Genomic DNA, 26890 nt, shown 5'->3' with positions numbered 1-26890 from the left:
AAAGCCCTACGCCAGCAATTCACTGGTCGTAGGGCTTCTTTGGCTATTCATTATTCATTGCTAAGCAATCAGGAATCGGTAACCCGGTTTAGTAGCGCGTTACGCCATCCTTAGTCACCAGCGCGAATACCAGTGGCTGCGGCGGAACCGGCTGAGCGGAGATGCGGTAAGCTTCCAGCACCTTGGCTTCGGCTTCCTGCACTTTGCTCTCACTGGCATCATTCACATGCAGCACGGCAAGCGTATCGCCTGCGGCTACGGCATCGCCGACCTTAATCGCCAGCTGAATGCCAACGGCCAGGTCGATGACGGATTCCTTCGTTTCGCGTCCGGCGCCGAGCAGCATTGCCGCTACGCCGATCTCTTCGGCCTGAATGCTCTCCACATACCCTGCGGCTTCCGCCTTCACTTCGATGAACTTGCGCGCTGCCGGCAAAGTATCCGGCGACTCAATCTGCGTGGCATCGCCGCCTTGGGCAGACACCATCTGCTTGAACTTGTCCAGCGCACTGCCGTCTTTGATATGGGACAGCAGAATGGAGCGCGCTTCTTCTTCGTCCTTCGCCTTGCCGCCGAGCACCAGCATCTGGCTGCCCAGAATGAGGCAGACCTCCTGCAGATCCTTCGGCCCGTGACCGTTCAAGGTCTCAATGCCTTCTTTGATCTCCAGCGCATTACCGATGCCGAAGCCCAGCGGCTGGTCCATGTCGCTGATCACTGCGACCGTGTTGCGGCCGAGATGCGTGCCGATATCCACCATTGCCTGTGCGAGTGCGATGGAATCCTCCAGCGTCTTCATGAACGCGCCGCTGCCGGTCTTCACATCAAGGACGATGGCATCCGCACCTGCGGCGATCTTCTTGCTCATTACGGAGCTGGCAATCAGCGGAATGGATTCCACGGTTGCAGTCACGTCACGTAGCGCGTACAACTTCTTGTCCGCAGGCGTAATGTTACCGGACTGGCCGATGACAGCTGCGCCGATCTCCCCTACCTGGGTGAAGAATCGCTCCCGGTCCATCTCCACGGAGAATCCGGTGATTGACTCCAGCTTGTCGAGTGTGCCGCCAGTGTGGCCGAGGCCGCGTCCGGACATTTTGGCCACCGGAACTCCGGCTGCGGCTACAAGCGGGGCCAAAACAACCGTCGTTTTGTCGCCAACACCACCGGTAGAATGCTTGTCTACCTTGATGCCGGCTATCGGACTGAGATCCACCTGGTCACCGGACATCGCCATTTCCAGGGTCAGATCACCGGTCTCCCGTGCGTTCATTCCGCGGAAATAGACAGCCATCGCCCAGGCGGAAATCTGGTAATCAGGAATTTCACCTTTGCTGTAGCCTTGAATCAGAAAAGCTATTTCTTCACGGCTGAGCTCTCCGCCGTCTCTTTTTTTCTGAATAAGATCAACTGCACGCATTATACCTGTACCTCACGGACAAAGGCGCGCACAAGGCCGATGAATTTCGGCTTGGTCAGGTTAGCGACTTTTACCACCTGCTCATGAGTCAGCGGCTCCAGCTCGTCCCCGATCGCCATATCCGTGATACAGGTAATGCCGAGCACGCGAAGCTTGCTGTGGCTGGCTACGATCACTTCCGGCACGGTGGACATCCCAACGGCATCGCCGCCGAGGTAGGCCAGCATTTTGAGTTCAGCCGGAGTTTCATAGGTAGGGCCGCTGATGCCGGCATATACGCCTTCCTGCAGCACTAGCGCTTCGCCGTCCACACCTTTAACTTCACCCGCAAGCTTCTTGGCCAGCGCAATATATTCAGGGTCATAGGCACGGGACATATCAGGGAAACGCACACCCAGCTCCGGATCATTCGGTCCGATCAGCGGATTGTCGCCAGTCATATTCAGATGGTCGGTAATCAGCATAAGGTCGCCGGCTTTGAACGCTCTGTTCATTCCGCCGCCTGCATTGGTAATTACGAGTGTGCCTACGCCAAGCTTAGCCATTACGTATACCGGCAGCACCACTTTGCGCATTTCATAACCTTCATAGTAGTGGAAACGGCCCTGCATGATCATAACATCCTTGCCTTCCAGCTTACCGATCACGAACCGTCCGGCATGACCTTCTACCGTGGAACGCGGGAAATGCGGAATTTCTTCATAAGGCAGATATACCGCATCTTCGATCTGATCGCCCAGATCCCCAAGGCCGGAGCCTAGAATAAGTCCGATGCCCGGTGTGTAAGAACCGAATTTGGATTGAATATATTCAGCAGCTTCTTGAACCTGAGTGCCGTATGGGACTGTTGATGGTGTTGTCATAGGTTGATCCTCCCGGATATGAATTGTCTTGTAAATAGCTTGAAGCAGGAACTACATCTTCGGAATAAAAGCCAGCACCAGCTTCAGGAATTGCTCGCGCACACGTTCCGCTGTCTCCATCACTTCTGCATGGTTCAGCGGCTGTTCCAGAATTCCGGCAGCCATGTTGGTGATGCAGGAAATACCAAGCACTTCAATACCGGCATGACGGGCCACAATCGTCTCAGATACCGTGGACATCCCTACTGCATCTGCCCCTTGGCGGCGCAGCATAACGATTTCAGCAGGAGTCTCATAGTTGGGTCCGAGCAGACCGGCGTATACGCCTTCCTTGAACTCGAAGTTCAGCGCTGCAGCAGCTTCTTTGGCGGCTGCGATCAGGCGCGGGCTGTAAGCCGAAGACATATCCGGGAAACGTACGCCCAGCGCATTATCATTCGGTCCGGTCAGCGGATTGCGGCCTGTCAGGTTCAGATGGTCAGTAATCAGCATCAGATCACCCGGTGTGAAATCGGTGTTGACCCCCCCGGCAGCGTTAGTAACCAGCAGGCTGGTTACGCCCAGCTCTTTCATTACGCGCACCGGGAATGCCGTAGTTTCTGGTCCGTACCCTTCGTACATGTGGAAGCGGCCTTTCATCATGACCACGCGGCGGCCTTCGATCATACCGATCAGCAGTTCACCTTCATGTCCTTCAACAGTGGATACGGGGAAATGGGGAATTTCATGATAAGGAATGACTACCTCGTCTGTGATCAGATCGGCCAGAACACCGAGACCGGAGCCGAGAATCAGCCCGATCTCGGGGGCGACGGTACATTTGTCTTTGATATATATTGCTGCTTCTTGAATATTGCTTTGGGTAACTGCGGTCATGGTTGGTTCCTCCTTGAGGTGGGTGTACAGATTGAGCTAAATTCCAGGAAAAGATTCAGTCGCCACTACGGTGGATATTTGGACTTCCGGCCACTGTTGTCACCAGATTTCTTGATTTATCTGCTGTCCGCAGTTGAAATCCGGTGACAAAGGCGTACGCTATCGCTCCTACAGTTCCAAAATCCCCCTTCGTCACTCCTTCTCCTTTTCCAAAATCCAGTTCAATCTGTAGTGTGATTTATTGTAATTCAGACAAAAAGCTCGTCCCGTACTGCGGTGCCTTCGCTCCAAAGTTATCGGCGATGGTAGCGGCAACGTCAGAGAAAGTCTGGCGGATACCCAGGCTACCCGGAGTCTTGAATCGCGGGCTGTAGATCAGGAGCGGCACATATTCACGGGTATGATCCGTTCCGGCATGGATCGGGTCATTGCCGTGGTCAGCCGAGATGATCAGCAGATCATCTTCTCCAAGGGTGGACAGCAGCTCAGGCAGCGCCTGATCGAACACTTCCAGCGCCCGGCCGTAGCCTTCCGGATCACGGCGGTGGCCATACAGGGAATCGAAATCAACGAGATTGGTGAACAGGAATCCGTTGAACGGCTTGCGCAGCTCATCAATCGTAATCTGGATGCCGTGCTCATTGCTCTTCGTCGGGTAGGAAGCTGTTACACCTTCGCCAGTGAAGATATCATTGATTTTACCCACGGCGATTACATCCTTGCCGATGTCCTCCAGAGCGTTCATAACGGTCGGCTCCGGCGGCTTCACCGCGTAGTCATGACGGTTCGGGGTACGCACGAAATTCCCCGGTTCGCCGATATAAGGACGGGCGATGACACGGCCTACGGAGAATTCGGGAGCCATCGTCAGCTCGCGGGCGATCCGGCAGGCGCTGTACAGCTCTTCCAGAGGAATGATATCTTCATGCGCGGCAAGCTGGAAAACGCTGTCTGCCGAAGTATACACAATCCATGCGCCGGTCTTCATCTGCTCTTCGCCGTATTCTACGAGAATCTCCGTGCCGGAAGCCGGTTTGTTGCCAATCACCTTACGTCCGGTTGCCGCTTCGAACTTCGCAATCAGCTCTGCGGGGAATCCGTCAAAATAAGTATTAAAAGGAACCTCAATCTTGAGGCCCATCAGCTCCCAGTGGCCGGTCATCGTATCCTTGCCTACGGAAACCTCCTGCATTTTGCCGTAATAGCCTGTTGGGGCAGCTACCGGTCCAAGCGGCGGCAGCGGAGCAATATTCGCCAGTCCCAGCTGCTGCAGGTTCGGAAGCTTTAGACCCGGAACCCGCTCCAGAATATGGCCCAGTGTATGGGAGCCTGTATCTCCAAAATTAGCGGCATCCGGCGCTTCACCGATACCTACACTATCCAGAACAATAAATCCGATGCGTTTAAATGAGGACATTGCCGTCTTCACTCCTTCGTAGTTTGCATAATCGTAAGGTCTGCTCAAAACAGGAAGAAACTCCGGGAGAACCTCTCCCGGGAGCTATCCTTTCAGTATGATTCCATCATAACTTTCTTACTCACAAAAAGCATCTTTTCGGGCTAATCCAACCCATTACCCGTTCTATCTCTGGTTACACCAGCGTAATACAGTGTGGCTACCTCGCCCGGGGATGGTGATTCTCATAGACTTCCTTCATATTCTTGCGGGCGATTCCGCTATAAATCTGAGTGGTCGAAATATCGGAATGGCCCAGCATCTGCTGCACAGAGCGCAGGTCTGCCCCGCCTTCCAGCAGATGAGCGGCGAAGGAATGCCGCAGGGTATGCGGTGTGATGTCCTGCTGGATGTCGGCTTCACGCGCATATTTCTTGATTATTTTCCAAAATCCCTGACGGGTCAGCCGCCCGCCCAGACTGTTAAGGAACAGTGCCGGCTCCTCCTGGTTCACCCGGAGCAGCTTGTCCCGCATTCCGGCGGTATAACGGGCCACGCAATCCGCAGCAAGCGTACCCAGCGGCACCACTCTTTCCTTGCCGGAAGCGCCGCTGCAGCGGACGAACTTCAGCCCGGTGTTCACGTCCTCCACATTCAGCGAGATTAGCTCCGTAACACGGATACCCGTTGCATAGAGCAGCTCAAGCATCGCCTTATCGCGCATCCCCTGTGGAGCAGATTCATCAGGGACGGCCAGCAGGCGTTCAATATCTTCAATACTAAGAATCATCGGCGGTTTCTTACTCGGTTTAATCGTTTCCATATCCACTGTCGGGTCTTGCCCGATCAGCCGTTCTTTCAGTAAAAAATGAAAATAGGCGCGCAGCGATACCGTATTCCGGTTGACTGTTGCCGTTGCCTTGCCCGCTCCGCGCAGAGCGCCGAGGTAAAGCATAATATGTGATCTTTTGATTTCTTCCATCGCAGCCGTGCCACGTTCTTCGGTAAACTCCAGAAACTGTGAAATATCCCGTCCATAGGATTCCAGCGTACTAGGAGACAATCCCTTGTCCCCGGACAAATACTGCATAAACGGCTGCAAGTGTGACTTCATCTATTCACGCTCCTGTCATACTCAGGCTGCTTCATGCCACTCTGCAGCGGTTGGGGTCCGGCAGCAGTCAGAACGCGGGGCGTCCCTTACATGCTCTAGATTCATTCGACAGGCTTCTAGCTTTTTCCTGCAACCGGCGGAGCACTCACTCCCCGTACCAATAGTAGAACCGCAGGCGCTGACCTGCGCTCAGCCCATCATCGCTTTGCTTCACATCATGAAATGCCCGGATGGCTGTGCCCTCCGGAATATCATAATTCTGAGCGGGGCTGATCCAGGCACTAATCCAGCTTAGGACATAATACAGCACACAGCTGATCGCAACGAGTAAGGTCATGAAATACAGCCGGCGTACGGTTTTGGGAATGGAGACAATCATCCGGATAACCTCCTAAAAGTTATGGCAGCATCTGCTTCACTATTCTACTTTGCAGAACTCGTCCTTCACTTTATGCGCCGGAGGGCGGTGTTATGTATTGCTCTTTGAATAATCAGTTAAAAAGCCCCCTCCGGCCATTCAGCCGGGGAGAGCTTGTGCGGTAATTCCTCATTTGTATAAGAGTTCATGCTCTATATAAGCTTATTCGGGAGTATTGCCGTCTGCATTATTCTTATCCTTGCAGCGGTGGCAAATTCCGTGAAAATCAAGTCTATGATCAAGCACCGTAAAATTATAATCCTTCTCAAGACGCTCTTCCAGCGGGCCCAGCCAATCCTCACGAATCTCATCCATGGTTCCGCATTGTACACAAATCAGATGATGATGATGATGTTTCGCTGTATCCGTCCGCAGATCATAACGGGCAACACCGTCTCCGAAATTAATCTTCTCCACGACATGAAGCTCGCTGAGCAGTTCCAGGGTACGATATACGGTGGCGAGACCGATCTCCGGAGCCTTTTCTTTCACCAGCATGAATACATCTTCAGCGCTTAAATGATCATCCTCGTTCTCCAGGAGAACTCTTAAGGTCGCTTCCCGTTGAGGTGTAAGCTTGTATCCTTGGGATTGTAGTTGTTGCTTAATCTTGTCTATCCGGGCTTCCATTGTCTGCCTCCCCCTTGGAAAATTACCGCACCGGGCTTCAAGCCACTTCTTCCATTATAGGGGGAGTTAGTTTGAGAAGTCAAACGGTTTTAGGATGTATGCAGACTTAAATAGGCTTAATTGGTATGACATTAATACCTATGTGAATCCCCTCTTTAAAAAGTAGCCCCTTAAGGCGGATTCGTAATATATCCAAAAATTATTGGGATCAAATCCGAAAAACAATAACAATCACCTATAAACAGTGTCTGCCTTTCAAGAGCTCTATTTGAACTTAAACTTAGGATCACATAAATCAACGTAAACATGCCTTTCCATCAAAACGCCTTTTTTATAGAAAGGACGATCTATGAGAAATTCGTGTGAGGATCTGCATATGCTATTGAATAAACAGAAAGGAGGTGCTTTATGACTCTTTTACTAGATTCTCGCACATCACAAAATGCAAGCTTTGCCTCTTCTCTTGGCGTTCCTTTCCCAGCTATACTATCCCCCCAATTATACGGACAAGTCGGATTGAACATTGTGATACCCACAGGGAATATCAGGGTAGAGTTTTTCACTACCGTATCTATCTTACTACCTGCCGGTACTCCTCCAACTGGAATCTTCGTGATCATCGTTAGAGGAACCACTACGAACGATTCTATCATCTATTCCGCACTCGAAGTGTCTCTGCCATCCAATACGAATGAACAGGTGCTGCCCATCACGGTCATAGGTTCTGATTTCAATGTCCCTGCTCCTGAGAATAATCAATTGATCTATTCAGCATTTGTTAGCACAACGACCCTCGGACCGGTCCGGATCGGACCCGAAAGCTTTACCGTTACAGCTTACTCTGATTAATAAGAGTATACGAATTAAACCAGCAGTATGGGATATCCTGTACTGCTGGTTTTCTTGTTTCTTTTATTGCAGTGGGAGACCTTGTTTTGAAGGTTTTTTGTTGCATCCATTTGATCATTTTGAAAAACACTACTATATTCAATTAATACTTACCAGCATCGGCGTCACCCATCTCATCATCACCGGGGTCACCCAAGCCTCAAATCCGGAGATTCCCATAACCAGCAGGGCCATGCCGAGTGACAGCAGGGTGTACATTACAAAAGGCCGGGTCACCTTGGTACGCCGCTGTTGTCCCAGCACCCGGCTGCGGATCATCAGCAGGGAGAAGGCGATCGCTGCCGCGCTGCATACAAGCAGTACCGGAATCAGCACCAGATTATGCGGGGCTACAGAAACCAGGGCAAACAGCATGCCATGCCAGGAATACTGGCTGACCAGACAGCCGACGGTGAAGCCGATCAGCACGCCTTTGAGGAAATCCAGAATTAGAATCCCCGGAAGTCCGATAACCGACAAGCCGAGGATCCAGATCAGTCCGACCCACTTCAGATTGAATGCGGCAATCCCCCAATACGAATCCTGCGCGGCAGGCAGTCCCTGTTGATCCACGGTCATGAAGAAATTGCCCAAATAATCCCCCAGCTCCTGCTGCTGATCCAGCGTTAACGCACTGACAATGAGCGCTCCAAATACGACCCCGACCAGGAATAATACCGCGACAAAAATATAAAGAGGCGTCTGTTCCTTCATCATCAGCCTTAAACTGCGCATCAGGACATTCTCCTTTCCGGTCACATGTTACACCATATGAAGGAATGTCCCGCTCTATGACTTGTCCTTGGTTACTTCCCCTTAATGACCTTGCCGTACGTTCCTCCGCCTCCTGAAGAGAGCGCAAGCCTGCCGGTACGGGCCAGTACGATCAGCTCTGCAAGCTCTTGTCCGGCTACAGCCGCAAGCTCGGCTTCACCCGCCTTGTGCAGTATATTCATTTCTGTGCCAAACGCCAGCAGCAGGTCATTCAGCTTGCGCTTGCCAAGTCCCGGAATAAACTCCAGAGGCACCTGGTAATGGTACGGCGGACGGTACTCCGGAACCAGCGGCTGCTCACGGTCGGCAATATCGAGAATACGGTCCAGCACACCCTGTACGAGCTTCGGGCTGCCGCAATACGGACAGTGCTCTGAAGTCGCGTACGCCTCATCGATAATGCTGCCGCAGCCGCCGCAATATGTGCGGTGGTATTTCCCCAGCTTGGGGTTCAGCCCGAAGTTGGCACTGATCCGGCGTCCCTCCGAGCGTTTCAGCGCCAGCTCCAGCTCATGGAAAGAGGGCTGCTGCATCTCAATCACATTATACTCACGGCCGATTTTGCCCAGGGAATGAGCGTCAGAATTGGTCAGGAAGCTGTATGGGTCAAGCTCTGAAATATATCCGGCCATTTCCGAATCCGCACTGAGTCCAAGCTCCACCGCAGCAATCCGTTCCAGGTCGAATAATTCAACCATCCGCTCCGCTGCACAGCCATATAGCCCTTTGTGCGGAGTGAAAATATGTGCCGGAATCAGCAATCCTCCCCGTCCGGTAATCTCGTCCTGCAGCACCCGGGAGGGTGCATACAGGCGCTGGGAGCTTAGATTCACGTTCCGCATATGGGCGCTCATCCAGCTGCTGAACTCTTCCATGGTCCCAAGGTCCGGCATGAAGGCCAGGACATGGCACTCTTTTCGCCCGGGCTCACGGATCTCAATCTCGGTTCCCAGGATGATCGTAGTCCCCCTGTAGGCAATTCCGCCGCCTTCTGCTATCGTCATCTCGCCGGAATCCAGCGCCGCATGAATATCCCGCAGCACCCCCGGGGAGTGGCTGTCGATGATGCCGATCAGACCGATCCCCTTGCGCTCCGCCGCCTCTTTGGCAATCCCGGCGAAGGTGAGCTCGCGGCTGCCGCTGATTTTGACCGCCTGTCCCTCTGAAGTCCGCCCGATATGCACATGCAGGTCGCAGTAAACGCTCTGCAGCGTGGACTCTAGTGCCATTGTCCCGTCAGCGTATACAGATGCCAGGCGTAGACAGCCATCATGGTCTTGGCATCCGCAATACGTCCATCCGCGATATACTGGTACGCTTCCTCCAGCGTCAGCTCGGAAACCTCCAGGAATTCATCCTCATCCAGCGCCATCTCACCCGGCTGGGCATCTTCTGTCACATAGAGGTGAATGATCTCATCGGCGAAGCCGGGAGAGGTGTAGAACGACTTCAACAGCTTCAGCCCGCCGCTGTGGAATCCGGTCTCCTCCTGAAGCTCACGGCCCGCAGCCGCCAGCGGATCCTCGCCTTTGTCCAGCTTGCCTGCAGGTATCTCCACTTCAGTACGGTGCATCGGCTGGCGGTACTGTTCCACTACAAGCATTTTACCGTTATTCAGTGCCAGTACAGCTACGGCCCCCGGATGCTTCACCACCTCACGGGTTGCTGTATTGCCGTCAGGCAGCTTCACCGTGTCCACCTGCAGCGAAATAATGTTGCCAGTAAAGATCGGCTTCGTCGACAATGTTTCTTCATCCAATGCGGGGTTGCGGTTGATTTCATCGTTTTTCATAGATTTGTGGTCTCCTTTGGCATGGTTATGCATAGGGTGTATTATAGCAAACTTAAAAGGAAAGAAGGAATGCAGGCATGAATGATTGTCTTGTCCGAGCAAGCTCATCCGCAGTTACAATGGTAGGTAAACCGGAGCAGATCAAGGCTGTAATGGCCGGATGGATGAAGCAGTACGGGCGTGATATGCCCCTATCCTACATCCTGCTGCTCCAGGCGGAAACGCGGATCACAGCTTCCAAGGCAGGATAATGCCGCTTCGTTCTTCCGGATATCCGTGAGGAAGATTAGCTTCACCTAGTAACAAGAAGGAGCTGTCTCCCGGTGAATTCCGGAACAGCTCCTTCTTGTTACATTTAAGCGCAGCCGGCCTCAATACCGGCAGGCATCTGCGCAGTTTTTGATATCAGCCCTTTTGGCTCTCAGCCACAATGGCAACAACCAGGCTGGCTACTTTGACAATATCTTCGGCTTTGATCCTTTCCTTCGTTGTGTGGATATCCTCATAGCCGACAGCCAGATTCACAGTAGGAACCTTCAGGCCATTGAACACATTGGCATCACTGCCGCCTCCGGAAGCGAACAGCCGGGTAGTCAGTCCCAGTGAAGTAATCGCGCGGTCTGCCAGCTGTACCACCGGATCATGTTCATTAAAGCTGAACGCCGGATAAATGATTTCGCTGCGGAATTCACTCTGTGCGCCGTTGTCACGTGCGGTTGTCTCCAAGGCTTCACGCATAGAGGCAATCTGCAGTTCTACCTTCTCCTGCACAATACTGCGGGCTTCCGCATCCAGCTGCACATGGTCGCAGACCACATTGGTCGGGCCGCCGCCGGCAAATTTGCCGATATTCGCTGTCGTTTCATTATCGATCCGTCCAAGCTTCATCGCCGAAATCGCTTTGCTCGCCACTTGAATCGCACTGATTCCATCCTCCGGATTAACTCCGGCATGAGCGGATTTGCCGAAGATCTGCATCGTTACGCGCGCCTGTGTCGGCGCAGCAATGGCGATCGCTCCTACTTCACCATTGGAATCAAGCGCGAAGCCAAGATCGGCATCCAGATGCGCCGGGTCCATTGCGCGTGCGCCCATCAGCCCGGACTCTTCGCCTGCCGTAATGACAAACTGAATCTGCCCGTGCGGAAGCTTCTGCTCCTGAATCACCCGGATCGCTTCGAACAATGCGGCAAGTCCCGCTTTGTCATCCGCTCCGAGAATTGTACTGCCATCGCTGGTAATCCAGCCGTCTTCCCCAAGGGAAGGCTTAATATTCTGCCCGGGAACCACTGTATCCATGTGGCAGGTGAAGAGCAGCTTAGGCGCGCTCACGCCACTGTCCCCAGGCCAGGTTACGAACAGATTGCCCGCCCCGTGTCCCGTTCTCTCCTGGGAATCATCTTCAACAGCTGTCAGTCCCAGATTGCTGAATTTTTCCTTAAGTACATCGGCAATCGGCCGTTCATTTCTGGTCTCACTATCAATACGGACAAGCTCCATGAATTCATTAATCAACCGGTCTTGTGATATCACTTGGACTTCCCTCTCTTTCGCGGATACGTTACAATGGTTGTACTGCGTTGTCTAACGCCTACGTTCTTAACTTAAACTAATCTCAAAGGAGTCACTCATGCAACAGAAAAAATGGTTCCGCATCATTATCTACATTATGCTAATCGCTATGATCGCCTCTACGGTGCTCTTTGTCATCGAGCCGTTTATGGCCGGTTAGTCACGTTTAGTACTTGAATAACAGCGTCCGGATTCTCCGGGCGCTGTTTGACGTTGCCTGGATTCAGCATTCCTTATTCTGCAGCACTTGCAGCCCCGGCAACCGCTTCATACGGAAACTGCTGCAAGAAATAAGGCACCAGCTCGGAAGCAACGCTCTCCAGGCCAAAGGAGCGCCCGGTGCATTCCTCAAGTGAAGTGACCCCATACTCAGCGATGCCGCAGGGGATGATTCCCGAGAAGCCGCTTTGGCTGATTCCGGCTGAGATGTTGAAGGCGAAGCCGTGGCTGGTAATAAAACCTCTGCGGAATTTACTCTTGTTGAATTTGACGCCGATCGCACAAATTTTCTCATCGCCGACCCACACGCCCGTATATCCCTGCTTGCGGGTTCCTGATATCCCGTGTGAAGCCAGAAAGGCAATAATAACGGCCTCCAGCCTGCGCAGATATCCGTGCAGATCGACCTTGCCGTCTTCGCCAAGCTTCAGGAGAGGATAACCTACAAGCTGGCCCGGCCCGTGATATGTAATATCTCCTCCGCGGTCGATTTCAAACAGCGCAATCCCTTGTTTCCTAAGCTGTTCCACGCTAAGGAGCAGATGCTCCGGATGATTCTGTGAACCGATGGTATAGGTTGGCGGATGCTGCAGAAGGATCAGCCGCTCGGAAGCTATGCCTGCGTCAATCCCCTGCACCGCTTCCTTTTGCAGCTCCCAGGCCGCGCCGTATTCCATCAGCGGGAGATAGGAAACTTCCAGTTTGCTTAAGTTCAGGTTGTCCATGGTCATAAGGTCCCCTTTGCTTCATATTCTCCCTGTCACAGGGTTCCGCAGTTGCCTTAAAGCATTAGTACAGCTTGGTGTCCGGCGTATAACCTTCCACATTATCCTTCACACGCTGCAGGAAACGCCCGCTGATGACTCCATCCAGAATCCGGTGATCCAGAGACAGGCAGATATTGGCCATCGAGCGGACGGCGATCATATCATTGATGACCACTGGTTTTTTCACGATAGATTCAAAGGTTAGAATCGCCGCCTGCGGATAGTTAATGATCGGATAGGACAGAATCGAGCCGAACGAGCCGGTGTTGTTAACCGTGAACGTGCCGCCCTGCATATCTTCCAGCCGCAGCTTGCCTTCACGGGTCTTCAGCGCCAGTTCGTCGATCTCGCGGGCCAAGCCGGCAACGTTCTTCTGGTCGGCCTTTTTGATGACCGGTGTCATTACGGAATCCTCCGTGCCTACGGCAAGCGAGATATTGATATCGCGTTTAACGATGATTTTGTCAACGGCCCAGACCGAGTTCATGATCGGGTAATCCTTGATTGCACTGACAACTGCCTTCATCAGAAAAGCCAGATAGGTCAGGTTAATGCCCTCTTTGCGCTTGAATTCATCCTTAAGCTTGTTGCGCAGCACGACAAGATTGGTCACATCCACCTCAATCATCGTCCAGGCATGCGGAATCTCCGAGACGCTCTGCCGCATACGGGTAGCGATCGTATTACGGATCGGCGTAACGTCGATCAGGTATTCCGAGCTGCTGCCCCGCCCGCCTTCCACTTCGATCGTCGGAATCTTCGGCGACTCGCTTAAGTGCAGGCCGGAGTGACGCAAATGCTGAAGCTCTTCGCGCACTTCTTCCTGAATAGGCTGGAATACAGGCTGCTGCGGCGCAGGAGCAGCAGCAGTTGGGGCTGTAGTTGCTGGCTGAGCCGCAGCTGCACCGCTCTCCAGGAACGCGAGCACATCCTTGCGTGTGATGCGTCCGCCCAGGCCGGTGCCCGGCACGGCCGCAAGGTTGATGCCGTGCTCGGCGGCCAGCGTCTGCACAGCCGGAGAGTAACGGGAACGCATCGGAGCATCCGCGTCAAAAGCCGCAGCCGGCACAGACTGCCGGAAGGAGGCGTGGGCAGGCTGCGGCGCTGCGCCGGGTGCCGCCGGGGTTGCGGCATTGGCAGTTCCCGCAGCGGCAGCTGCCTGTGACGGGGCCGCAGCGGATGCCGCAGGGGCTGCTGCACCGGCTACTGCGATGCGCGCGATGATCTCGCCGACGCTGACCGTCTGGCCTTCTTCGGCGAGCAGCTCCACCAGCGTACCGTCTACGGTAGCCGGCAGCTCAGCATTTACCTTATCCGTAATCAGCTCACAGATTGGCTCATATTGCTCGATCGTATCGCCCGGCTGCTTCAGCCATTTCCCGATCGTTGCCGATACCAGCGATTCTGCCAGCTGCGGCATGATTACATCCGTCAGCTTTGTATTGTCAGACATAATGTCACTCCTTAAAATTTTGTAAGCATTTACTTCCTGAGTTAGCTTCGACAAAACTGGCTTCGGAAGCATATCGGTCAAAAATCAAAAAAGTTGTACAAAAGGCAGCATTTCTCTTTATCCAAGCCGAGAAGCGTGCAAATTGTTGTATTTCATACAGCAATCTGCCCAACCCACCGCTAATTTCGAATCTAAACTGCAATAATTGCAACATTCATACCCAATGTACATACTGGGTGAGCTTAAATATCCATCTGTTGTTCCGATATGTTAGTACTGCGCCAAACGCAGCATCTCCACCTTTAATTTGTCCTTGCTCAGCATAAAGAACTTCTCCATCGGCGGAGAGATGGGCATCGCCGGCACATCAGGTCCGCACAGGCGGAAGATTGGCGCATCCAGATCAAACAGGCAGTGCTCAGCGATAATCGCTGCCACTTCCCCGCCAATGCCTCCGGTCTTGTTGTCCTCGTGGACAATCAGCACCTTGCCGGTCTGGCGGACAGCGGCAATAATCGCCTCGCGGTCCAGCGGCTGCAGGGTGCGCAGATCCAGAATATGCGCGGTGATGCCCTGCTCGCGTTCCAGCTCTTCCGCTGCCTGCATCGCAAAATGCAGCGGCAGGCTATACCCGATCACCGTAATATCGCTGCCTTCACGCAGCAGATTCGCTTCACCGATCGGCACAATATAGTCGCCCTCCGGCACATCTTCCTTGATCAGCTTGTAGCATTTCTTGTTCTCGAAGAACAGCACCGGATCAGGGTCACGGACAGCAGCCTTCAGCAGTCCCTTGGCATCTGCGGCTGAATACGGGGCTACAATCTTCAGTCCCGGAGTCCCGAAGAAGATCGATTCCGGACACTGGGAGTGGTATAATCCGCCGAAGATCCCGCCGCCGATAGGCGCGCGGATCACTACCGGACAATTCCAGTCGTTATTGGAGCGGTAGCGGATTTTGGCCGCCTCGCTGATAATCTGGTTCGTAGCCGGCAGCATGAAATCCGAGTACTGCATTTCGGCAATCGGCTTCATGCCGTACATTGCTGCGCCGATCGCAACACCGGCAATGGCTGACTCTGCAAGCGGAGTGTCAAGCACACGCTCTGCACCGAACTGCTCCTGCAGTCCTTTGGTGGTCGTGAACACGCCGCCCTTCACGCCGACGTCCTCACCCAGCACGAACACCGAATCATCGCGCTCCATCTCTTCCTTCATTGCCAGCCGGATTGCATCGATATATTCCATCATCGCCATTGTTTATGCTCCTCCCTTGAGGCCGGATTCATCGTACACATGCAGCAGCGTATCTTCCGGTTTCGGGAACGGTGCATTTTCGGCGTAGGTTATGGCCTCTTTCAATTCAAGATTATATTCGGCAACCAGATCACGCTCCTGCTCGTCACTCCACAGACCCAGTCCGGTCAGGTATGTGCGGAACGCGGCGATACCGTCCTTTTTCCAGTTCTCGTCAACCTCTTCCTTGGTCCGGTAAGCCAGATCATTGTCCGAGGTGGAATGCGGGGACAGGCGGTACATCATCGCTTCAATCAGGGTGGGTCCTTCTCCGGCGAGCGCACGCTCCCTCGCCTCTTTGACCACACGGTAGACCTCAAGCGGATCATTGCCATCCACCCGGACACCCGGGAATCCATAGCCGAGGGCGCGGTCACTTACCTTGCCTCCAAGCTGCTTGTGGGCCGGAATGGAGATCGCATACTGGTTGTTCTGGCAGAAAATGATGACCGGCAGCTTATTCACACCGGCGAAGTTACACGCTTCATGAAAATCACCCTGGTTACTGGAGCCTTCACCGAACGTAACAAAGGAAACGAACTTTTTCTTCTGCATCTTGGCCGCCAGCGCGAAGCCTACAGCATGCGGAACCTGGGTCGTAACCGGACTTGATCCAGTTACGATGCGCAGGCGTTTGCTTCCGAAGTGGCCCGGCATTTGCCGGCCGCCGCTATTGGGATCTTCCGCCTTGGCGAATACGGACAGCATCAGCTCACGCGTGGTCATTCCTACCGACAGCACGAACGCATAATCACGGTAATACGGAAGGAAATAATCATTCTCCCGGTCCAGCGCAAAAGCCGCCGCGACCTGTGCCGATTCCTGTCCGATGCCGGACACATGGAAGTTGATCTTGCCTGCGCGCTGAAGCAGCAGACTGCGCTCATCGTATTTGCGCCCGAGCTGCATGAATCTGTACATATCGATAACCTGGCCGTCGCTGAGTCCAAGCTGTTTATGTCGGTTAACGGTTTCTACAGTACCTTGGGATTCCATATAAGAGGTACCTCCTAAAAGTTTTGTAAGCATAACTTCCTGAATTCAGGTCGTACAACCCGGCTCCGGAAGCGTTCGCTAGCTTTGCTAAGTATGACTCAACAAAGTATATGCCCTGATCTTAAAACCAGGTACTAAATTCAATCTATGTTCATTATAATCCCTTTCCATACAAAAAGAAAAGCCAAGAAATACCGCTATGGAGCTGTTTAGGCGAATCAAGCGCCCTCAGCTCCGTCCGGCATTCACTTTAGCCCCTTCAACGTATCTTAGAATCCAATTGCTCTTCCATCCACCGCCAGCATCGCTTCCCCGATGATCTCCGAGAGTGTCGGATGGGCATGGACCGCCTCTCCAACCTCCCAGGGTGTTGCATCCAGAATCTGTGCCAATGCCGCTTCACCGATCAGGTCCGTCACATGCGGGCCAATCATCTGCACGCCGAGGATATCCCCGCTCTTCGAGTCGGCGACCACTTTTACGAAGCCGTCCTTCATGCCGTAGACAATCGCTTTGCCGATAGCCGAGAACGGGAATTTGCCGGTTACAGTCTCATGTCCCAGCGCCTTCGCTTCCTTCTCGGTATAACCGACACTTGCCACCTCCGGCCGCGTATAGACACAGCGGGGAACAAGATGTGCTTCATACGGATGGAGCGTTTCGCCCGCCAGGTGATTCACAGCACGGATGCCTTCATGGCTGGCCGCATGTGCCAGCTGCAGTCCGCCGATGCAGTCGCCAATAGCGTAGATATGAGGCTCCCCCGTCTGCATGCTGGCATTCACTCCGATGACACCTTTGTCGAAGCGGATATCTGTATTTTCCAGGCCGATATTCTCGATATTCGCTACTCGCCCTACGGATACCAGCAGCTTCTCCGCCGACAGGCTCTGACTCTGCTCACCCTTGCGGGCTTCTATCGTAATTCCGGACTCCGATAGCGTACATGTCTCCGCATCCACGGTAGTCCCCGTCAACACTTTGACACCGCGTTTCTTAAGCAGACGCAGCAGTTCACGGGCGATCTCTTCATCTTCCTGCGGCAGCAACTGGCCGGCGGCCTCGACAATAGTTACCTGCACACCGAAATCAGCCAGCATCGAGGCCCATTCCACGCCGATAACCCCGCCGCCGACAATGATGATAGAAGCCGGAAGCTCTTCGAGCGTCAGCGCTTCTTCACTGCTCAGTATCACCTTGCCGTCAGGCGTAAGGCCAGGCAGTATACGTGGACGTGATCCGGTAGCAATGATGAGATTGGTGGAGACCACCGTCTCCATCTCGCCATCCTCCATCTCCACGGCAACTGCACCGCTGCGCGGAGAGAAGATAGACGGACCGATGATCCGGCCTTTGCCTTTGAGAATCTGAATTTTATTCTTACGCATCAGATACTGCACTCCCTGATGGAGCTGCTCCACTACCGCTTCCTTGCGCAGCTGCACTTTGGGAAACACCAGCTCTACGCCAGTTGTCTCTATACCGTAGCTTTCGCTCTCCTTGATTTCAGCAAATACCTCGGCACTGCGCAGCAGTGATTTGCTGGGAATACAGCCGCGGTGCAGGCAGGTTCCGCCCAGCTTGTCCATTTCGATGACGACGACGGATTTGCCGAGCTGCGCGGCGCGGATCGCCGCCACATAACCGCCGGTACCTCCACCAAGTATTGCCACATCGCAGGTAATTGTCATGATATGTATCCTCCAGTCATTCCTCTAAAGTTCAGTTTAACCTATTATATTGTACTCTCTTTTGATTCTATTACAAAACTTATAAACGTCATGTATCCATGGACTTTTACTAATTGAAGCGTTATCATAGGGGTGAATTCAAACGGCTGCGAAGAGGAGGGACGATTATGAAACTGCTCATTTCACGCTTCATTGCCATCCTTATCCTGGTGATCCCCGGCCTTCTGGCCATGAAGGGCTTCCTGATGATGAAAGATGATATTTTCAACTTTATCTCCATGCATGGCGACGACTCCGTCACTCCGGATTTCGCCTGGTCGCATTTTGGCGGCGGATTGCTCTTATTTCTGGCCGGAATGAGCTTTCTGGGCGGCTGGATTCTGACCCGGGACCGCAAGAAGAACTACGTAGGACCTCGGTTCAGAGAGAAACAGAAAGCGCAGCAGCCCCCACCCACCAATGCCACACCCTAACAATAATCAATAACACTAATAAGCAGGGGATGTCCCAAGCCAGGATTGAAATGGCTGCTGAGGCATCCCCTTTTGCAGTTCGAATGTTCTGAAATCAAATGCAATGTAGCTTGAGCTGGAGAAAATTCTGATCCGCACCCGGAATACGACAACCTCTTATACTTGATTCATTGCCGGCTTAGGAAGCATTTTCTATTCGGCCGCTGTAGACAACAATGTTGTACGTCTTGCAACTTTGATACCCAGATATCCAGGTGTTCAGATAGATTGTTGTATGAAATACAACAATAATCCGGCTAAGCCGCTTAAATATGGTGAACTCCTGCATTTTCTACAACAATTTTGGTTTTAGGCCGGTAGGAAGAGGGGAATGTTGTATTTTGCAGGATTTCATTAAATTCGCCCGATCTCTGCACCGCCTATTTCAGCAATGGATCTTCCCAATCCCATCCTTGCCTGCAGCAACTTACTGCGCTGCAGCCCCCTTGCTCCCCTGTACCAGTTCGCTATAGAGACCGCCCTGCCGCAATAGCTCCTCATGAGAACCCTGCTGAATCAGGCGCCCGCCCTGGAGCACCAGTATGCGGTCAGCAGCCCGGATCGTGCCCAGCCTGTGGGCGATCACGAAGCTTGTCCGCCCTTTCATCAGCGCCTGAAGGCCTTCCTGAATCTTGATCTCGGTCACCGTATCAATACTGCTCGTAGCTTCATCCAGCACCAGCATAGAGGGATTCGCGAGAATTGCCCGGGCAATAGCAAGCAGCTGCTTCTGCCCCTGGCTGATGCCGCTGCCGTCTACGGACAACATCCGGTCATAACCGCCCTGCAGCCTCATAATGAAGGCGTGGGCGTTGGCAAGCTTAGCAGCCTCCTCAACCTCTTCGTCGGATGCGTCCAGTCTTCCGTAACGGATATTATCGCGGATCGTACCTTTGAACAGAAAGGAATCCTGCAATACGAAGGCCATATGGCTGCGCAGACTTTCCCGGGTAATCGTGGAGAGCTCTCTTCCGTCCAGCGTAATACTTCCTTTACTCGGATCGTAGAAGCGGGACAGCAGGCCGATTAGGGTGGTTTTGCCGGCTCCAGTAGGTCCAACCAGCGCAATCATCTCTCCGGGCTTAGCTTCAAAAGAAATATCCTGCAGCGTAGCTGCACCTCCATCATAGGAGAATGACACGCCTGAGAACTTCACCGCGCCCTCCACATGCTGCAGCTTTACCGCTGCCCCCTCATCCTTGGCTTCGGTTTCTTCATCGAGTACTTCGAATACCCGCTCTGCTCCGGCAATTGCCGATAGAAGCGTGTTCCACTGGTTCGCCAGATCATTCAGCGGGCGTGTGAATTGACGTGCATATTCGGCAAAAGCAATAATTATCCCTACTGTTACGAGTCCGCGGATGGCGAGCAGCCCCCCGACTCCGGCAACGATTGCAAAGCTTAGGTTGTTCAGACCATTCATCAGCTTGGGGATGAAGCCTGAGATGGACTGGGCCCAATACCCCGACAGCATAATCCGCATATTGCGCTCTCTGAAGCCGGTAATGACCCGCTCCTCCTGCGAGAAGGCTTTGATAATCCGCTGCCCCGACAAGGTTTCTTCTATATAGCCGTTCAGCTCGCCCATATTGCGCTGCCGCTCCTTGAACAGCGGGCCTGTCCGCCGGGTAATCCAGCGCATACCCAGCATCATCAACGGCACAACAATGAAGGTCAGCAGCGTCAGCAAGGGACTGAGCCACAGCATCACGCCCACTGTGCCCACCAGTGTCAGGATACTGGAGAAAATCTGAATCGCCGAGCTGTTCAGCGTCGAGCTGATATTCTCAATATCATTGGTTAGCCGGCTCATAATCTCCCCCTGCTGCCTGCGGTTGAAGAAGGAGATCGGCAGACGGTGCAGATGAGAGAACAGCTCCGTACGCATCCGGTATACGGTCTCCTGGGCAATCTCGATCATCCAGATATTCTGCAGCCAGGAGATCAGAGAATTAAGCAGATAGACAAGCGCCAGTATGATTAGAAAAATTACCCAGGTCCTGCCCCCGTCCCCTTCAAGATAGCGGTCCACCGCCCGGCTGATCAGGTATGGTCCAAGCAGGGACAGCCCTGAGCTGAGCAGAACCATAAACAGTACCAATACCAGCTTAGCCCTGCGCTCCGCAAGATAACTCCATATCCGTCCAAGCGTACCGGACCAGTTCTTAGCTTTGGCCTTCGGTTTCCGGGCGCCCATCGCCCCGAAGATCTTCCCTTCTCCCAGTCCGACCTCCAGCTTCGGATGGCGGAACGGCTCAATGAGTGCTTTGAACATGCTGCGCCTCCCCTGTCTGTGACTGATAGATTTTGCGGTACAACGGGGACTCATCCATCAGTTCTGTATGCGTCCCCTGGGCAATCAATCGTCCTTCATCCAGCAGCAGAATCAGATCGGCCGACACAGTGGAACTGATCTTCTGGGTGATGAGGAACGTTGTGCAGGACATCTTCTTCAGTTCCGCCAGTAAAAGCCCCTCCGTCACCGCATCAAGCGCACTGGTGCTGTCATCCAGAATCAGAATCGCCGGTTTGCGTACCAGCGCCCGCGCGATGGTCAGACGCTGCTTCTGTCCGCCGGACAGATTAACTCCGCGTTGTCCGAGCTTAGTGTCGTAGCCCTGGGGCAGTTCAGCAACAGTCTCATGAATCTGTGCGGCTGCTGCCGCCTGTTCAATGTCCGCCTGACTCGCCTGCGCGTTCCCCCAGGCAATATTCTCACGGATCGAGCCGGTGAACAGCAGCACTTCCTGCGGTACATAACCAATCGCCCCCCGCAATGCCTGTATGTCCATCTCCATAGTCTTCATCCCGTCAATCCTGATGACACCGCTGCCACATTCATACAGACGGGGGATCAGCGTAACCAGAGAGGATTTACCGGAGCCGGTCGCGCCCATAATTGCCACGCGCTCCCCCGGCAGCACGGTGAAGGAAATGTCCTCCAGCACCTTAATTTCACTTCCGGGATAACTGAACCCGACCTTCCGGAACTCGACCTTCCCCTTAATGGCTCGCACCTGATTCTGATGCAGAGAGCCCGTTTGGGCTGGCCCCATCCCCTTCAAAGGCGCCATCCCCAATTCTCCCGGACCTTCACTGGCCGACATTACTTCATCGATGCGCACGGAAGAAGCTCTGGCACGCGAGAAGCTTACCATGATCCAAGACAGCGCAGACAGTGCACCCATGGTGCGCAGGGAGTAGTTAATGACTGCAACGGTCTGCCCGAGCGTTGCATCTCCCGAAGAAATCTCAATCCGGCCAAACCATAATACAGCTAGAATCCCAGCATTCACGATGATCATAATGAACGGTGTCGAGGTCTCTGTCAGCCGCAGTGCGGCAACGGTCGATTGCATCAGCTTCCCGCTGAACGAGGCAAACCGGCCAATCTCATGACCCATGCGCACAAATACACGAATCAGACGGATACCGGTAAGGTTCTCCTGAATAACACCATTGACATCATCCAGCCGGTTCTGCACATTGCGGAACAGAACAGAGGCTCTGCGCATCAGCCATAGGAGGAATATCACCAAAAACGGCAGCGTCACCGTAAGCAGCAGCCCCAGCCTGACATGCACCACGAGCGCCATAATTACACTGCCCACCACTACCAGCGGGATACGGGTCATGAACCGCAGACCCATGAATATCGTATCCTGCAGCTGAGACACATCACCGGTAAGCCGTGTAATCAGCGACGAAGTAGGGAAGCGGCTGAAGATCTCATAAGAGAAGGATTGCACCTTCTCATACAGCTTGTCCCGCAGGTCGAACGCGAACCCCTGGCTGGCATGCGAGGCAAAAAAGGAGCTGAGCACTCCGGCAAGAAACGCCACTGCTGCGCTTCCCACAAGCACACCGCCCCACAGCCAGACTACTGCTGTATCTTTTTCCCGGATGCCTTCATCAATGATTTTGGAGATCAGCAATGGCTGCGACAGCTCTACTGCCAGCTCGATCAGCATCATTACCAGCGCGGCAATGGCTGCGACACGGTATTTTTTAAGATAAGAGAAGGTTAGCTTCATCGGTTATACCCCATTTATTTATTCGTAGAGCGCATCCCGAAGACGGGTAGACATCGCTGTGCCTTGTCCCGATTTCAGGATCACCCGGCGCAGTGCCTTATTACTGCGGTTAAGCTCCGTCAATTCTGCCAGCATTTCGACCAGTAAAGCCTCCGACTCAGGGCTTAGTTCCCCCTTCTCCTGAAGTAGGTTCAGCCGTTCCTTGTATTGCTCCAATTTCTCTGTCACTAGGGCAACTTCCTTTCTGTTCACAGGATTCTCCTGCTGAAGACATAATTGCGTTCATTATATCACATCCCCGCTGGAGCAATCTTTCACTGGCTACCCCGGCCCCGAATATGATACTCTAATAAGGTCGCATTTTTCGGATAATATTAACCAAGCTGAACAGCGAAAGGATAGATGGACGTGGCACAGTTGTTTTTCAAGTATGGGGCAATGAATAGCGGCAAATCCATTGAGATTCTCAAGGTTGCACATAATTACGAGGAGCAGGGCAAGTCGGTACTGATCTTCACTCCATCCCTTGACGACCGGGACGAAGTCGGTTACATTTCTTCCCGGATCGGACTGCGCAAGCAGGCCATCCCTATCGACGAGAATACGGATATCTACAGCATTGTCAGCAGTAATCTGCCGAAACCCCACTGTGTGTTGATAGATGAGTGCCAGTTCCTGACTAAGGACTGCATTCTCCAGCTCGTGCGCATTGTCGATGAGCTCGGCATTCCGGTCATGGCCTTCGGCCTCAAAAATGATTTCCAGAACAATCTGTTCGAAGGCAGCAAGTACATGCTGATCTACGCCGACAAGATTGAGGAAATGAAGACCATCTGCTGGTTCTGCGCCCGGAAAGCCACCATGGCACTGCGGGTCGAAGACGGCAAGCCTGTATATAGCGGCAAACAGATTCAGATCGGCGGCAATGAAGCCTATTACCCGGTCTGCCGCAAATGCCACAAGAATCCTCCATTGTAAAAAAGAATATATTTCTATTATTTAGCCTTTTGTTATTTCCTTTACTCATTTTATAGATAGAAAACACCAAAACGCATTCCAGCCATTGTTAGGCTGAAATGCGTTTTTAGTGTTTTATTCTAATGAATGGCCGTCAGCGCCCTGTGCTCATCTTCCTTACGGACATACAGGTCATGCTGAACCGTAGCCTTTCCTCCATAATTAGCACGCTGGGTGGTTGCTTTCATTCCGCCGTTAATCCTGGAGCGGTGCCGTACTCCTGCCGCCGTCAGAAGACCTTTAACCTTAAAATATTGTCCCTGGTCAAAAGTGGTATATACTAATGTGCGTTCTCTCGGAATGAAGAAATGCCAGATGCTTCTGAGCAAGCTCACAGGCATTCCCCTCCTTTAGTTCAAGTAACGTTCATGAAGGACCCGCAGATGATGCAGCTCATGTCCGATAATCAGACAGGCCTGCGCCCGAACCGACATGGCTATACCACCGAAGCTTCCCTTACGTGTATAGGAATCCTCCGGCAGACTATCCAGCAGCGCCAGGGTGGACTCCCGGACGATCCGGTAATGCGTGATCATCTCCTGCAGGGTGAAGCGGTCGAATTCGCCAGCAGCGGCGTAATCATTCTCCTCATACCCAGGCAGCATTGCCTGCTCTCCTCTGGCAAAACAAAGCAGACGGTAGGACATAATGCGGTCATTATCCGTCAGATGCCCGATGACTTCTTTGATGCTCCACTTCCCTGGGGCGTAGCGGTATTCACCCTGCTGCTCCGTCAGCCCGCCAAGCAAAGCCAATACATGCTGAGTCTGCTCTTTTAGAATGACCTTCAAATCTCCCTCTGGCGGCACCAGTGTAATATACCTAGACTGGAATTCGGTGTATTCTCCCTGCTCTGGACGCTCAATCATGGTAAAACTCCTCTCAAAATACATTTTTTAAGAAATATTTGCCGGAAAGTGTCAAAACCTGTTGTTGCATTTTATCCTATTATGTATAATATCACCAAGAATAGCTACTTTGGTGTTTGGGAGTGTAGGCATGCTGGATTTTGTGCTCTTTATAATTCTATCCGTATTAGAAAGCTCTGCATTGTTCTATCTTGGATTCAAATTATTCAAGATTGATCTTTATTCTAAAGAGATTATCTTTGCGGGTATTATTATGGCGTTTTTTTCTTATGTCCTCCGCTACGATTACCAACTCGCAGAACTAGATGTTCTAGTACAATACACTCTTATTATTTGCTTTTTATGGTTACTTTTTCGCATTCATATATTTTATGCATTTATAATGACAGCGATTGCTTACCAATCCTATTTGTTAATACAGTCCCTTCTATATTTAATCATTGATTATACAGGGTTGTACGGGCTTAAATATCCAACGATTTCTACAGGAATCTATTTATTGCAAATCCTCACCGCAACAATTACCTTTATTATTGCTAATTACGTGGGTAAAAAAAGAAAAGGATTTGACTTTATACCGGATAAACCTGATGAAAAAATCACTATCGGAAAACGCGAGAAAATGATGTTTATTCTAACAATTCCTTCGATCATATTTGCTATGCTAATGCTATTTTTCGCAGAACATCTATTCAGATTTTTCTTTATTATACCTTTAATTTATGCTCTACTTTTATTTGGATACCTGTACCAATCGGACAAAAAAAATCGGGGTGATGATTTTGAACAGTTTGGCTCTTAAAATTTCACTTGCTATAAAGAAAACTAACCCTGAAGAAACAGTATCTGTTGAAGTTATGCAGTATTCATTAAGTATTATTTTGAATACCCTCTTAACTTTTATTGTTACCATGTCTATTGGCTTAGTATTAAACAATTTCATAGAGACCCTAATATTCTATTTAAGTCTTTCATCACTTCGTATTTTTTCAGGAGGTGTTCATCTCAAATCAGCAACAGCATGCAATATTGTGACGATCTTAATTTGCTCTATGACCCCCTATTTATTTCAGCTTACAGGTACCACTCTTTGGTACGTAACAGGTCTTTCCTTAATTCTAATGCTTCTATTTGCACCAAATCCAGATAAAAACACCCACATCCCAGTAAAATGGTTCCCTTCACTAAAATTAATTTCAGTTATTATGGTTTGTTCAAATTTTTTTATGGCTTCCTCCGTCATCGGACTGGCATTTTTAGTCCAGTCAGTTACAATAATTCCTTGGAAAAGGAGGTGCTAATCATGAAAAGACAGGTCGCAAAACATGCTTCTTCTGCCCTTAACGTATCTGCCCGCTTTTTTGCAGCTGTTATGAAGCTAGGATTCCACAGTCCAGAAGCTCCACAAGAATTACGTAAGTAACCGAACAAGGATGGGGACAACATGCGTGTTCTACTAAACGACGGCTCTTCCCGGGATATTCAGGAAGAAGAAATATTGTATTTCTCTAACTATAAGAATACAATATTCGTCCATACGAAAGAAGGCGAATTCGTTCTCCCCACCACCCTTTCCGATCTGTTGTCTGCTTACAAGGATAATGGATTTGAACGTCTGGACCGCAGCAATGTTGTTTGTCTTAGCAATATTGAAAACTATGACATTGAACGCAAAGTCGTTTTATTTAATCAAGGAGAACAATTCGCTCATGTTTCGGAGTCCAACGAGTCCCGGATCAAGAAATATTTGAATGCTCGCCAATCTAATATGTCTGAGTCCTAGTCTCCGCCTGTGATTCAGTATATAAATAATCCCGGAACTTTACAGGTTCCGGGATTATTTATATTCCAACTACAAATGTAGATACAAAGTGTTCGAACCAAAGCCAATTATTATCCCATATTACCCATCTTTTGTAAAGATGAATTCAGAGGGCGAATGACAGCAGACGGATCAGCTTCCAAATGGTACCATTTTGATAGATTCGTAATGACTTAAAACAATTCACTTATTTGCTGGCACTCTCAACTACAGATGGAGGAATGTAATGGAATATTATTTTCATCCTTCTCCGCGCCCCTCATCACTTGAGCTATTGTCTGACGAACAATTAATTAACATCTATGAATTGGCGCTTGAAGCCAAAGCTTCAGTCGATTTTATCGAAATCATCAGGAATGTCCTTTCTGGCCGAAATCTGTTAGGCTCAGATCATTATGATGCCTGATCCATATTTTCAAGCCCTCCTATACAGCCATCCTACTTATTGGTATATTGACCCGGCCTGCCGGG

General features: G+C 51.7%; 30 protein-coding genes. 9 read left to right on the top strand and 21 right to left on the bottom strand.

Annotated features, from left to right (window positions below; genetic code table 11):
• Nucleotides 1–88: 88 nt before the first annotated feature.
• The 7 genes from MKZ24_RS16100 to fur all read right to left on the bottom strand — a co-directional run bounded on the left by MKZ24_RS16100 (nt 89) and on the right by fur (nt 6717).
• The gene (locus MKZ24_RS16100; RefSeq protein ID WP_340784517.1) at nt 89–1420 is read right to left on the bottom strand and encodes a pyrimidine-nucleoside phosphorylase; all 1332 of its coding nucleotides are present in this window, start codon (nt 1418–1420) and stop codon (nt 89–91) included.
• Nucleotides 1420–2283: a purine-nucleoside phosphorylase gene (locus MKZ24_RS16095; RefSeq protein ID WP_042237778.1), complete on the bottom strand. Its 864-nt coding sequence runs from the start codon at nt 2281–2283 to the stop codon at nt 1420–1422. The genes MKZ24_RS16100 and MKZ24_RS16095 overlap by 1 nt, the downstream gene beginning before the upstream one ends.
• Nucleotides 2284–2334: 51 nt before the next feature.
• Nucleotides 2335–3159, bottom strand: a complete 825-nt coding sequence (locus MKZ24_RS16090; RefSeq protein ID WP_042237780.1) for a purine-nucleoside phosphorylase — start codon at nt 3157–3159, stop codon at nt 2335–2337.
• A 238-nt stretch (nt 3160–3397) separates the two neighbouring features.
• A complete protein-coding gene (gene deoB, locus MKZ24_RS16085; RefSeq protein WP_340784513.1) occupies nt 3398–4576 on the bottom strand; it encodes a phosphopentomutase in 1179 nt (392 codons plus the stop codon).
• A 199-nt stretch (nt 4577–4775) separates the two neighbouring features.
• Complete coding sequence (xerD, locus tag MKZ24_RS16080; RefSeq protein ID WP_042237785.1) at nt 4776–5669, bottom strand: site-specific tyrosine recombinase XerD; 894 nt, start codon at nt 5667–5669, stop codon at nt 4776–4778.
• Between the two features lie 145 nt (nt 5670–5814).
• A complete protein-coding gene (locus MKZ24_RS16075) occupies nt 5815–6048 on the bottom strand; it encodes a DUF4227 family protein (RefSeq protein ID WP_042237787.1) in 234 nt (77 codons plus the stop codon).
• Nucleotides 6049–6249: 201 nt separating this feature from the next.
• Entirely contained in the window at nt 6250–6717 is a 468-nt protein-coding gene (gene fur / locus MKZ24_RS16070; RefSeq protein ID WP_042237788.1) for a ferric iron uptake transcriptional regulator, read from the bottom strand.
• A 612-nt stretch (nt 6718–7329) separates the two neighbouring features.
• Between fur and MKZ24_RS16065 the strand changes: the two genes are divergently transcribed.
• Nucleotides 7330–7566 (top strand): hypothetical protein, encoded by a 237-nt coding sequence (locus MKZ24_RS16065; protein WP_156123251.1) that lies wholly within the window; start codon nt 7330–7332, stop codon nt 7564–7566.
• A 138-nt stretch (nt 7567–7704) separates the two neighbouring features.
• On the opposite strand, the gene spoIIM is transcribed toward MKZ24_RS16065, so the two are convergent.
• The 3 genes from spoIIM to MKZ24_RS16050 form a co-directional block, all read right to left on the bottom strand.
• Complete coding sequence (gene spoIIM / locus MKZ24_RS16060) at nt 7705–8340, bottom strand: stage II sporulation protein M (protein ID WP_340784508.1); 636 nt, start codon at nt 8338–8340, stop codon at nt 7705–7707.
• 71 nt (nt 8341–8411) lie between these two features.
• Nucleotides 8412–9608 carry an endonuclease Q family protein gene (locus tag MKZ24_RS16055; RefSeq protein WP_340784505.1) on the bottom strand — a complete coding sequence of 399 codons (1197 nt, stop codon included), beginning with the start codon at nt 9606–9608 and terminating at the stop codon, nt 8412–8414.
• Nucleotides 9599–10171, bottom strand: coding sequence for an NUDIX hydrolase (locus tag MKZ24_RS16050; RefSeq protein WP_042138703.1), 573 nt, complete (start codon nt 10169–10171; stop codon nt 9599–9601). Before MKZ24_RS16050 ends, MKZ24_RS16055 begins: the two co-directional genes overlap by 10 nt.
• Nucleotides 10172–10248: 77 nt before the next feature.
• Between MKZ24_RS16050 and MKZ24_RS16045 the strand changes: the two genes are divergently transcribed.
• A complete protein-coding gene (locus MKZ24_RS16045; protein ID WP_160311813.1) occupies nt 10249–10422 on the top strand; it encodes a hypothetical protein in 174 nt (57 codons plus the stop codon).
• 154 nt (nt 10423–10576) lie between these two features.
• Here the strand turns inward: MKZ24_RS16045 and MKZ24_RS16040 are convergent, their stop codons facing one another.
• On the bottom strand, nt 10577–11704 hold the full coding sequence (locus MKZ24_RS16040) for a M20/M25/M40 family metallo-hydrolase (protein ID WP_042237795.1): 1128 nt from the start codon (nt 11702–11704) through the stop codon (nt 10577–10579).
• A gap of 97 nt (nt 11705–11801) precedes the next feature.
• On the opposite strand from MKZ24_RS16040, the gene prli42 reads away from it, so the two are divergent.
• Nucleotides 11802–11903, top strand: coding sequence for a stressosome-associated protein Prli42 (gene prli42 / locus MKZ24_RS16035; protein ID WP_099052488.1), 102 nt, complete (start codon nt 11802–11804; stop codon nt 11901–11903).
• A gap of 73 nt (nt 11904–11976) precedes the next feature.
• Here prli42 and lipB read toward each other — a convergent pair whose 3' ends face one another.
• The 5 genes from lipB to lpdA all read right to left on the bottom strand — a co-directional run bounded on the left by lipB (nt 11977) and on the right by lpdA (nt 18165).
• Entirely contained in the window at nt 11977–12678 is a 702-nt protein-coding gene (lipB, locus tag MKZ24_RS16030; protein WP_197073128.1) for a lipoyl(octanoyl) transferase LipB, read from the bottom strand.
• Nucleotides 12679–12751: 73 nt separating this feature from the next.
• Entirely contained in the window at nt 12752–14182 is a 1431-nt protein-coding gene (locus tag MKZ24_RS16025; RefSeq protein WP_042237801.1) for a dihydrolipoamide acetyltransferase family protein, read from the bottom strand.
• 270 nt (nt 14183–14452) lie between these two features.
• On the bottom strand, nt 14453–15439 hold the full coding sequence (locus tag MKZ24_RS16020) for an alpha-ketoacid dehydrogenase subunit beta (RefSeq protein ID WP_042237803.1): 987 nt from the start codon (nt 15437–15439) through the stop codon (nt 14453–14455).
• A gap of 3 nt (nt 15440–15442) precedes the next feature.
• Nucleotides 15443–16474, bottom strand: a complete 1032-nt coding sequence (locus tag MKZ24_RS16015) for a thiamine pyrophosphate-dependent dehydrogenase E1 component subunit alpha (RefSeq protein WP_042237805.1) — start codon at nt 16472–16474, stop codon at nt 15443–15445.
• 269 nt (nt 16475–16743) lie between these two features.
• Complete coding sequence (gene lpdA / locus MKZ24_RS16010) at nt 16744–18165, bottom strand: dihydrolipoyl dehydrogenase (RefSeq protein WP_340784493.1); 1422 nt, start codon at nt 18163–18165, stop codon at nt 16744–16746.
• Nucleotides 18166–18332: 167 nt separating this feature from the next.
• Between lpdA and MKZ24_RS16005 the strand changes: the two genes are divergently transcribed.
• Nucleotides 18333–18638, top strand: coding sequence for a DUF2627 domain-containing protein (locus tag MKZ24_RS16005; protein ID WP_042237807.1), 306 nt, complete (start codon nt 18333–18335; stop codon nt 18636–18638).
• A 466-nt stretch (nt 18639–19104) separates the two neighbouring features.
• Here the strand turns inward: MKZ24_RS16005 and MKZ24_RS16000 are convergent, their stop codons facing one another.
• The 3 genes from MKZ24_RS16000 to MKZ24_RS15990 are packed head-to-tail and all read right to left on the bottom strand — an operon-like array spanning nt 19105 to nt 22963.
• Nucleotides 19105–20952, bottom strand: coding sequence for an ABC transporter ATP-binding protein (locus MKZ24_RS16000; protein ID WP_042237810.1), 1848 nt, complete (start codon nt 20950–20952; stop codon nt 19105–19107).
• Complete coding sequence (locus tag MKZ24_RS15995; RefSeq protein WP_042237812.1) at nt 20933–22711, bottom strand: ABC transporter ATP-binding protein; 1779 nt, start codon at nt 22709–22711, stop codon at nt 20933–20935. Before MKZ24_RS15995 ends, MKZ24_RS16000 begins: the two co-directional genes overlap by 20 nt.
• Nucleotides 22712–22729: 18 nt before the next feature.
• Nucleotides 22730–22963, bottom strand: a complete 234-nt coding sequence (locus tag MKZ24_RS15990; RefSeq protein WP_156123253.1) for a hypothetical protein — start codon at nt 22961–22963, stop codon at nt 22730–22732.
• A gap of 156 nt (nt 22964–23119) precedes the next feature.
• Between MKZ24_RS15990 and MKZ24_RS15985 the strand changes: the two genes are divergently transcribed.
• Complete coding sequence (locus tag MKZ24_RS15985; protein WP_039300387.1) at nt 23120–23689, top strand: thymidine kinase; 570 nt, start codon at nt 23120–23122, stop codon at nt 23687–23689.
• A gap of 119 nt (nt 23690–23808) precedes the next feature.
• Here MKZ24_RS15985 and MKZ24_RS15980 read toward each other — a convergent pair whose 3' ends face one another.
• Together MKZ24_RS15980 and MKZ24_RS15975 are read right to left on the bottom strand one after the other, a co-directional pair.
• Complete coding sequence (locus MKZ24_RS15980; RefSeq protein ID WP_042237815.1) at nt 23809–24063, bottom strand: hypothetical protein; 255 nt, start codon at nt 24061–24063, stop codon at nt 23809–23811.
• 15 nt (nt 24064–24078) lie between these two features.
• Entirely contained in the window at nt 24079–24597 is a 519-nt protein-coding gene (locus tag MKZ24_RS15975; protein ID WP_340784485.1) for a DinB family protein, read from the bottom strand.
• Between the two features lie 130 nt (nt 24598–24727).
• Between MKZ24_RS15975 and MKZ24_RS15970 the strand changes: the two genes are divergently transcribed.
• The 4 genes from MKZ24_RS15970 to sda all read left to right on the top strand — a co-directional run bounded on the left by MKZ24_RS15970 (nt 24728) and on the right by sda (nt 26825).
• The gene (locus MKZ24_RS15970; protein ID WP_042237819.1) at nt 24728–25399 is read left to right on the top strand and encodes a hypothetical protein; all 672 of its coding nucleotides are present in this window, start codon (nt 24728–24730) and stop codon (nt 25397–25399) included.
• Complete coding sequence (locus MKZ24_RS15965; protein ID WP_197072954.1) at nt 25380–25898, top strand: accessory gene regulator ArgB-like protein; 519 nt, start codon at nt 25380–25382, stop codon at nt 25896–25898. The genes MKZ24_RS15970 and MKZ24_RS15965 overlap by 20 nt, the downstream gene beginning before the upstream one ends.
• Nucleotides 25899–26041: 143 nt before the next feature.
• Nucleotides 26042–26380 (top strand): LytTR family DNA-binding domain-containing protein, encoded by a 339-nt coding sequence (locus MKZ24_RS15955; RefSeq protein WP_042237821.1) that lies wholly within the window; start codon nt 26042–26044, stop codon nt 26378–26380.
• Nucleotides 26381–26645: 265 nt separating this feature from the next.
• Nucleotides 26646–26825 (top strand): sporulation histidine kinase inhibitor Sda, encoded by a 180-nt coding sequence (gene sda, locus MKZ24_RS15950; RefSeq protein ID WP_042237823.1) that lies wholly within the window; start codon nt 26646–26648, stop codon nt 26823–26825.
• Nucleotides 26826–26890 lie beyond the last annotated feature (65 nt).

Source organism: Paenibacillus sp. FSL R7-0297, assembly GCF_038009025.1.
Lineage (GTDB): Bacteria > Bacillota > Bacilli > Paenibacillales > Paenibacillaceae > Paenibacillus_AQ.
The sequence above is the reverse complement of the archived record's forward strand: the minus strand, read 5'-3'. Positions and strand labels throughout refer to the sequence as shown.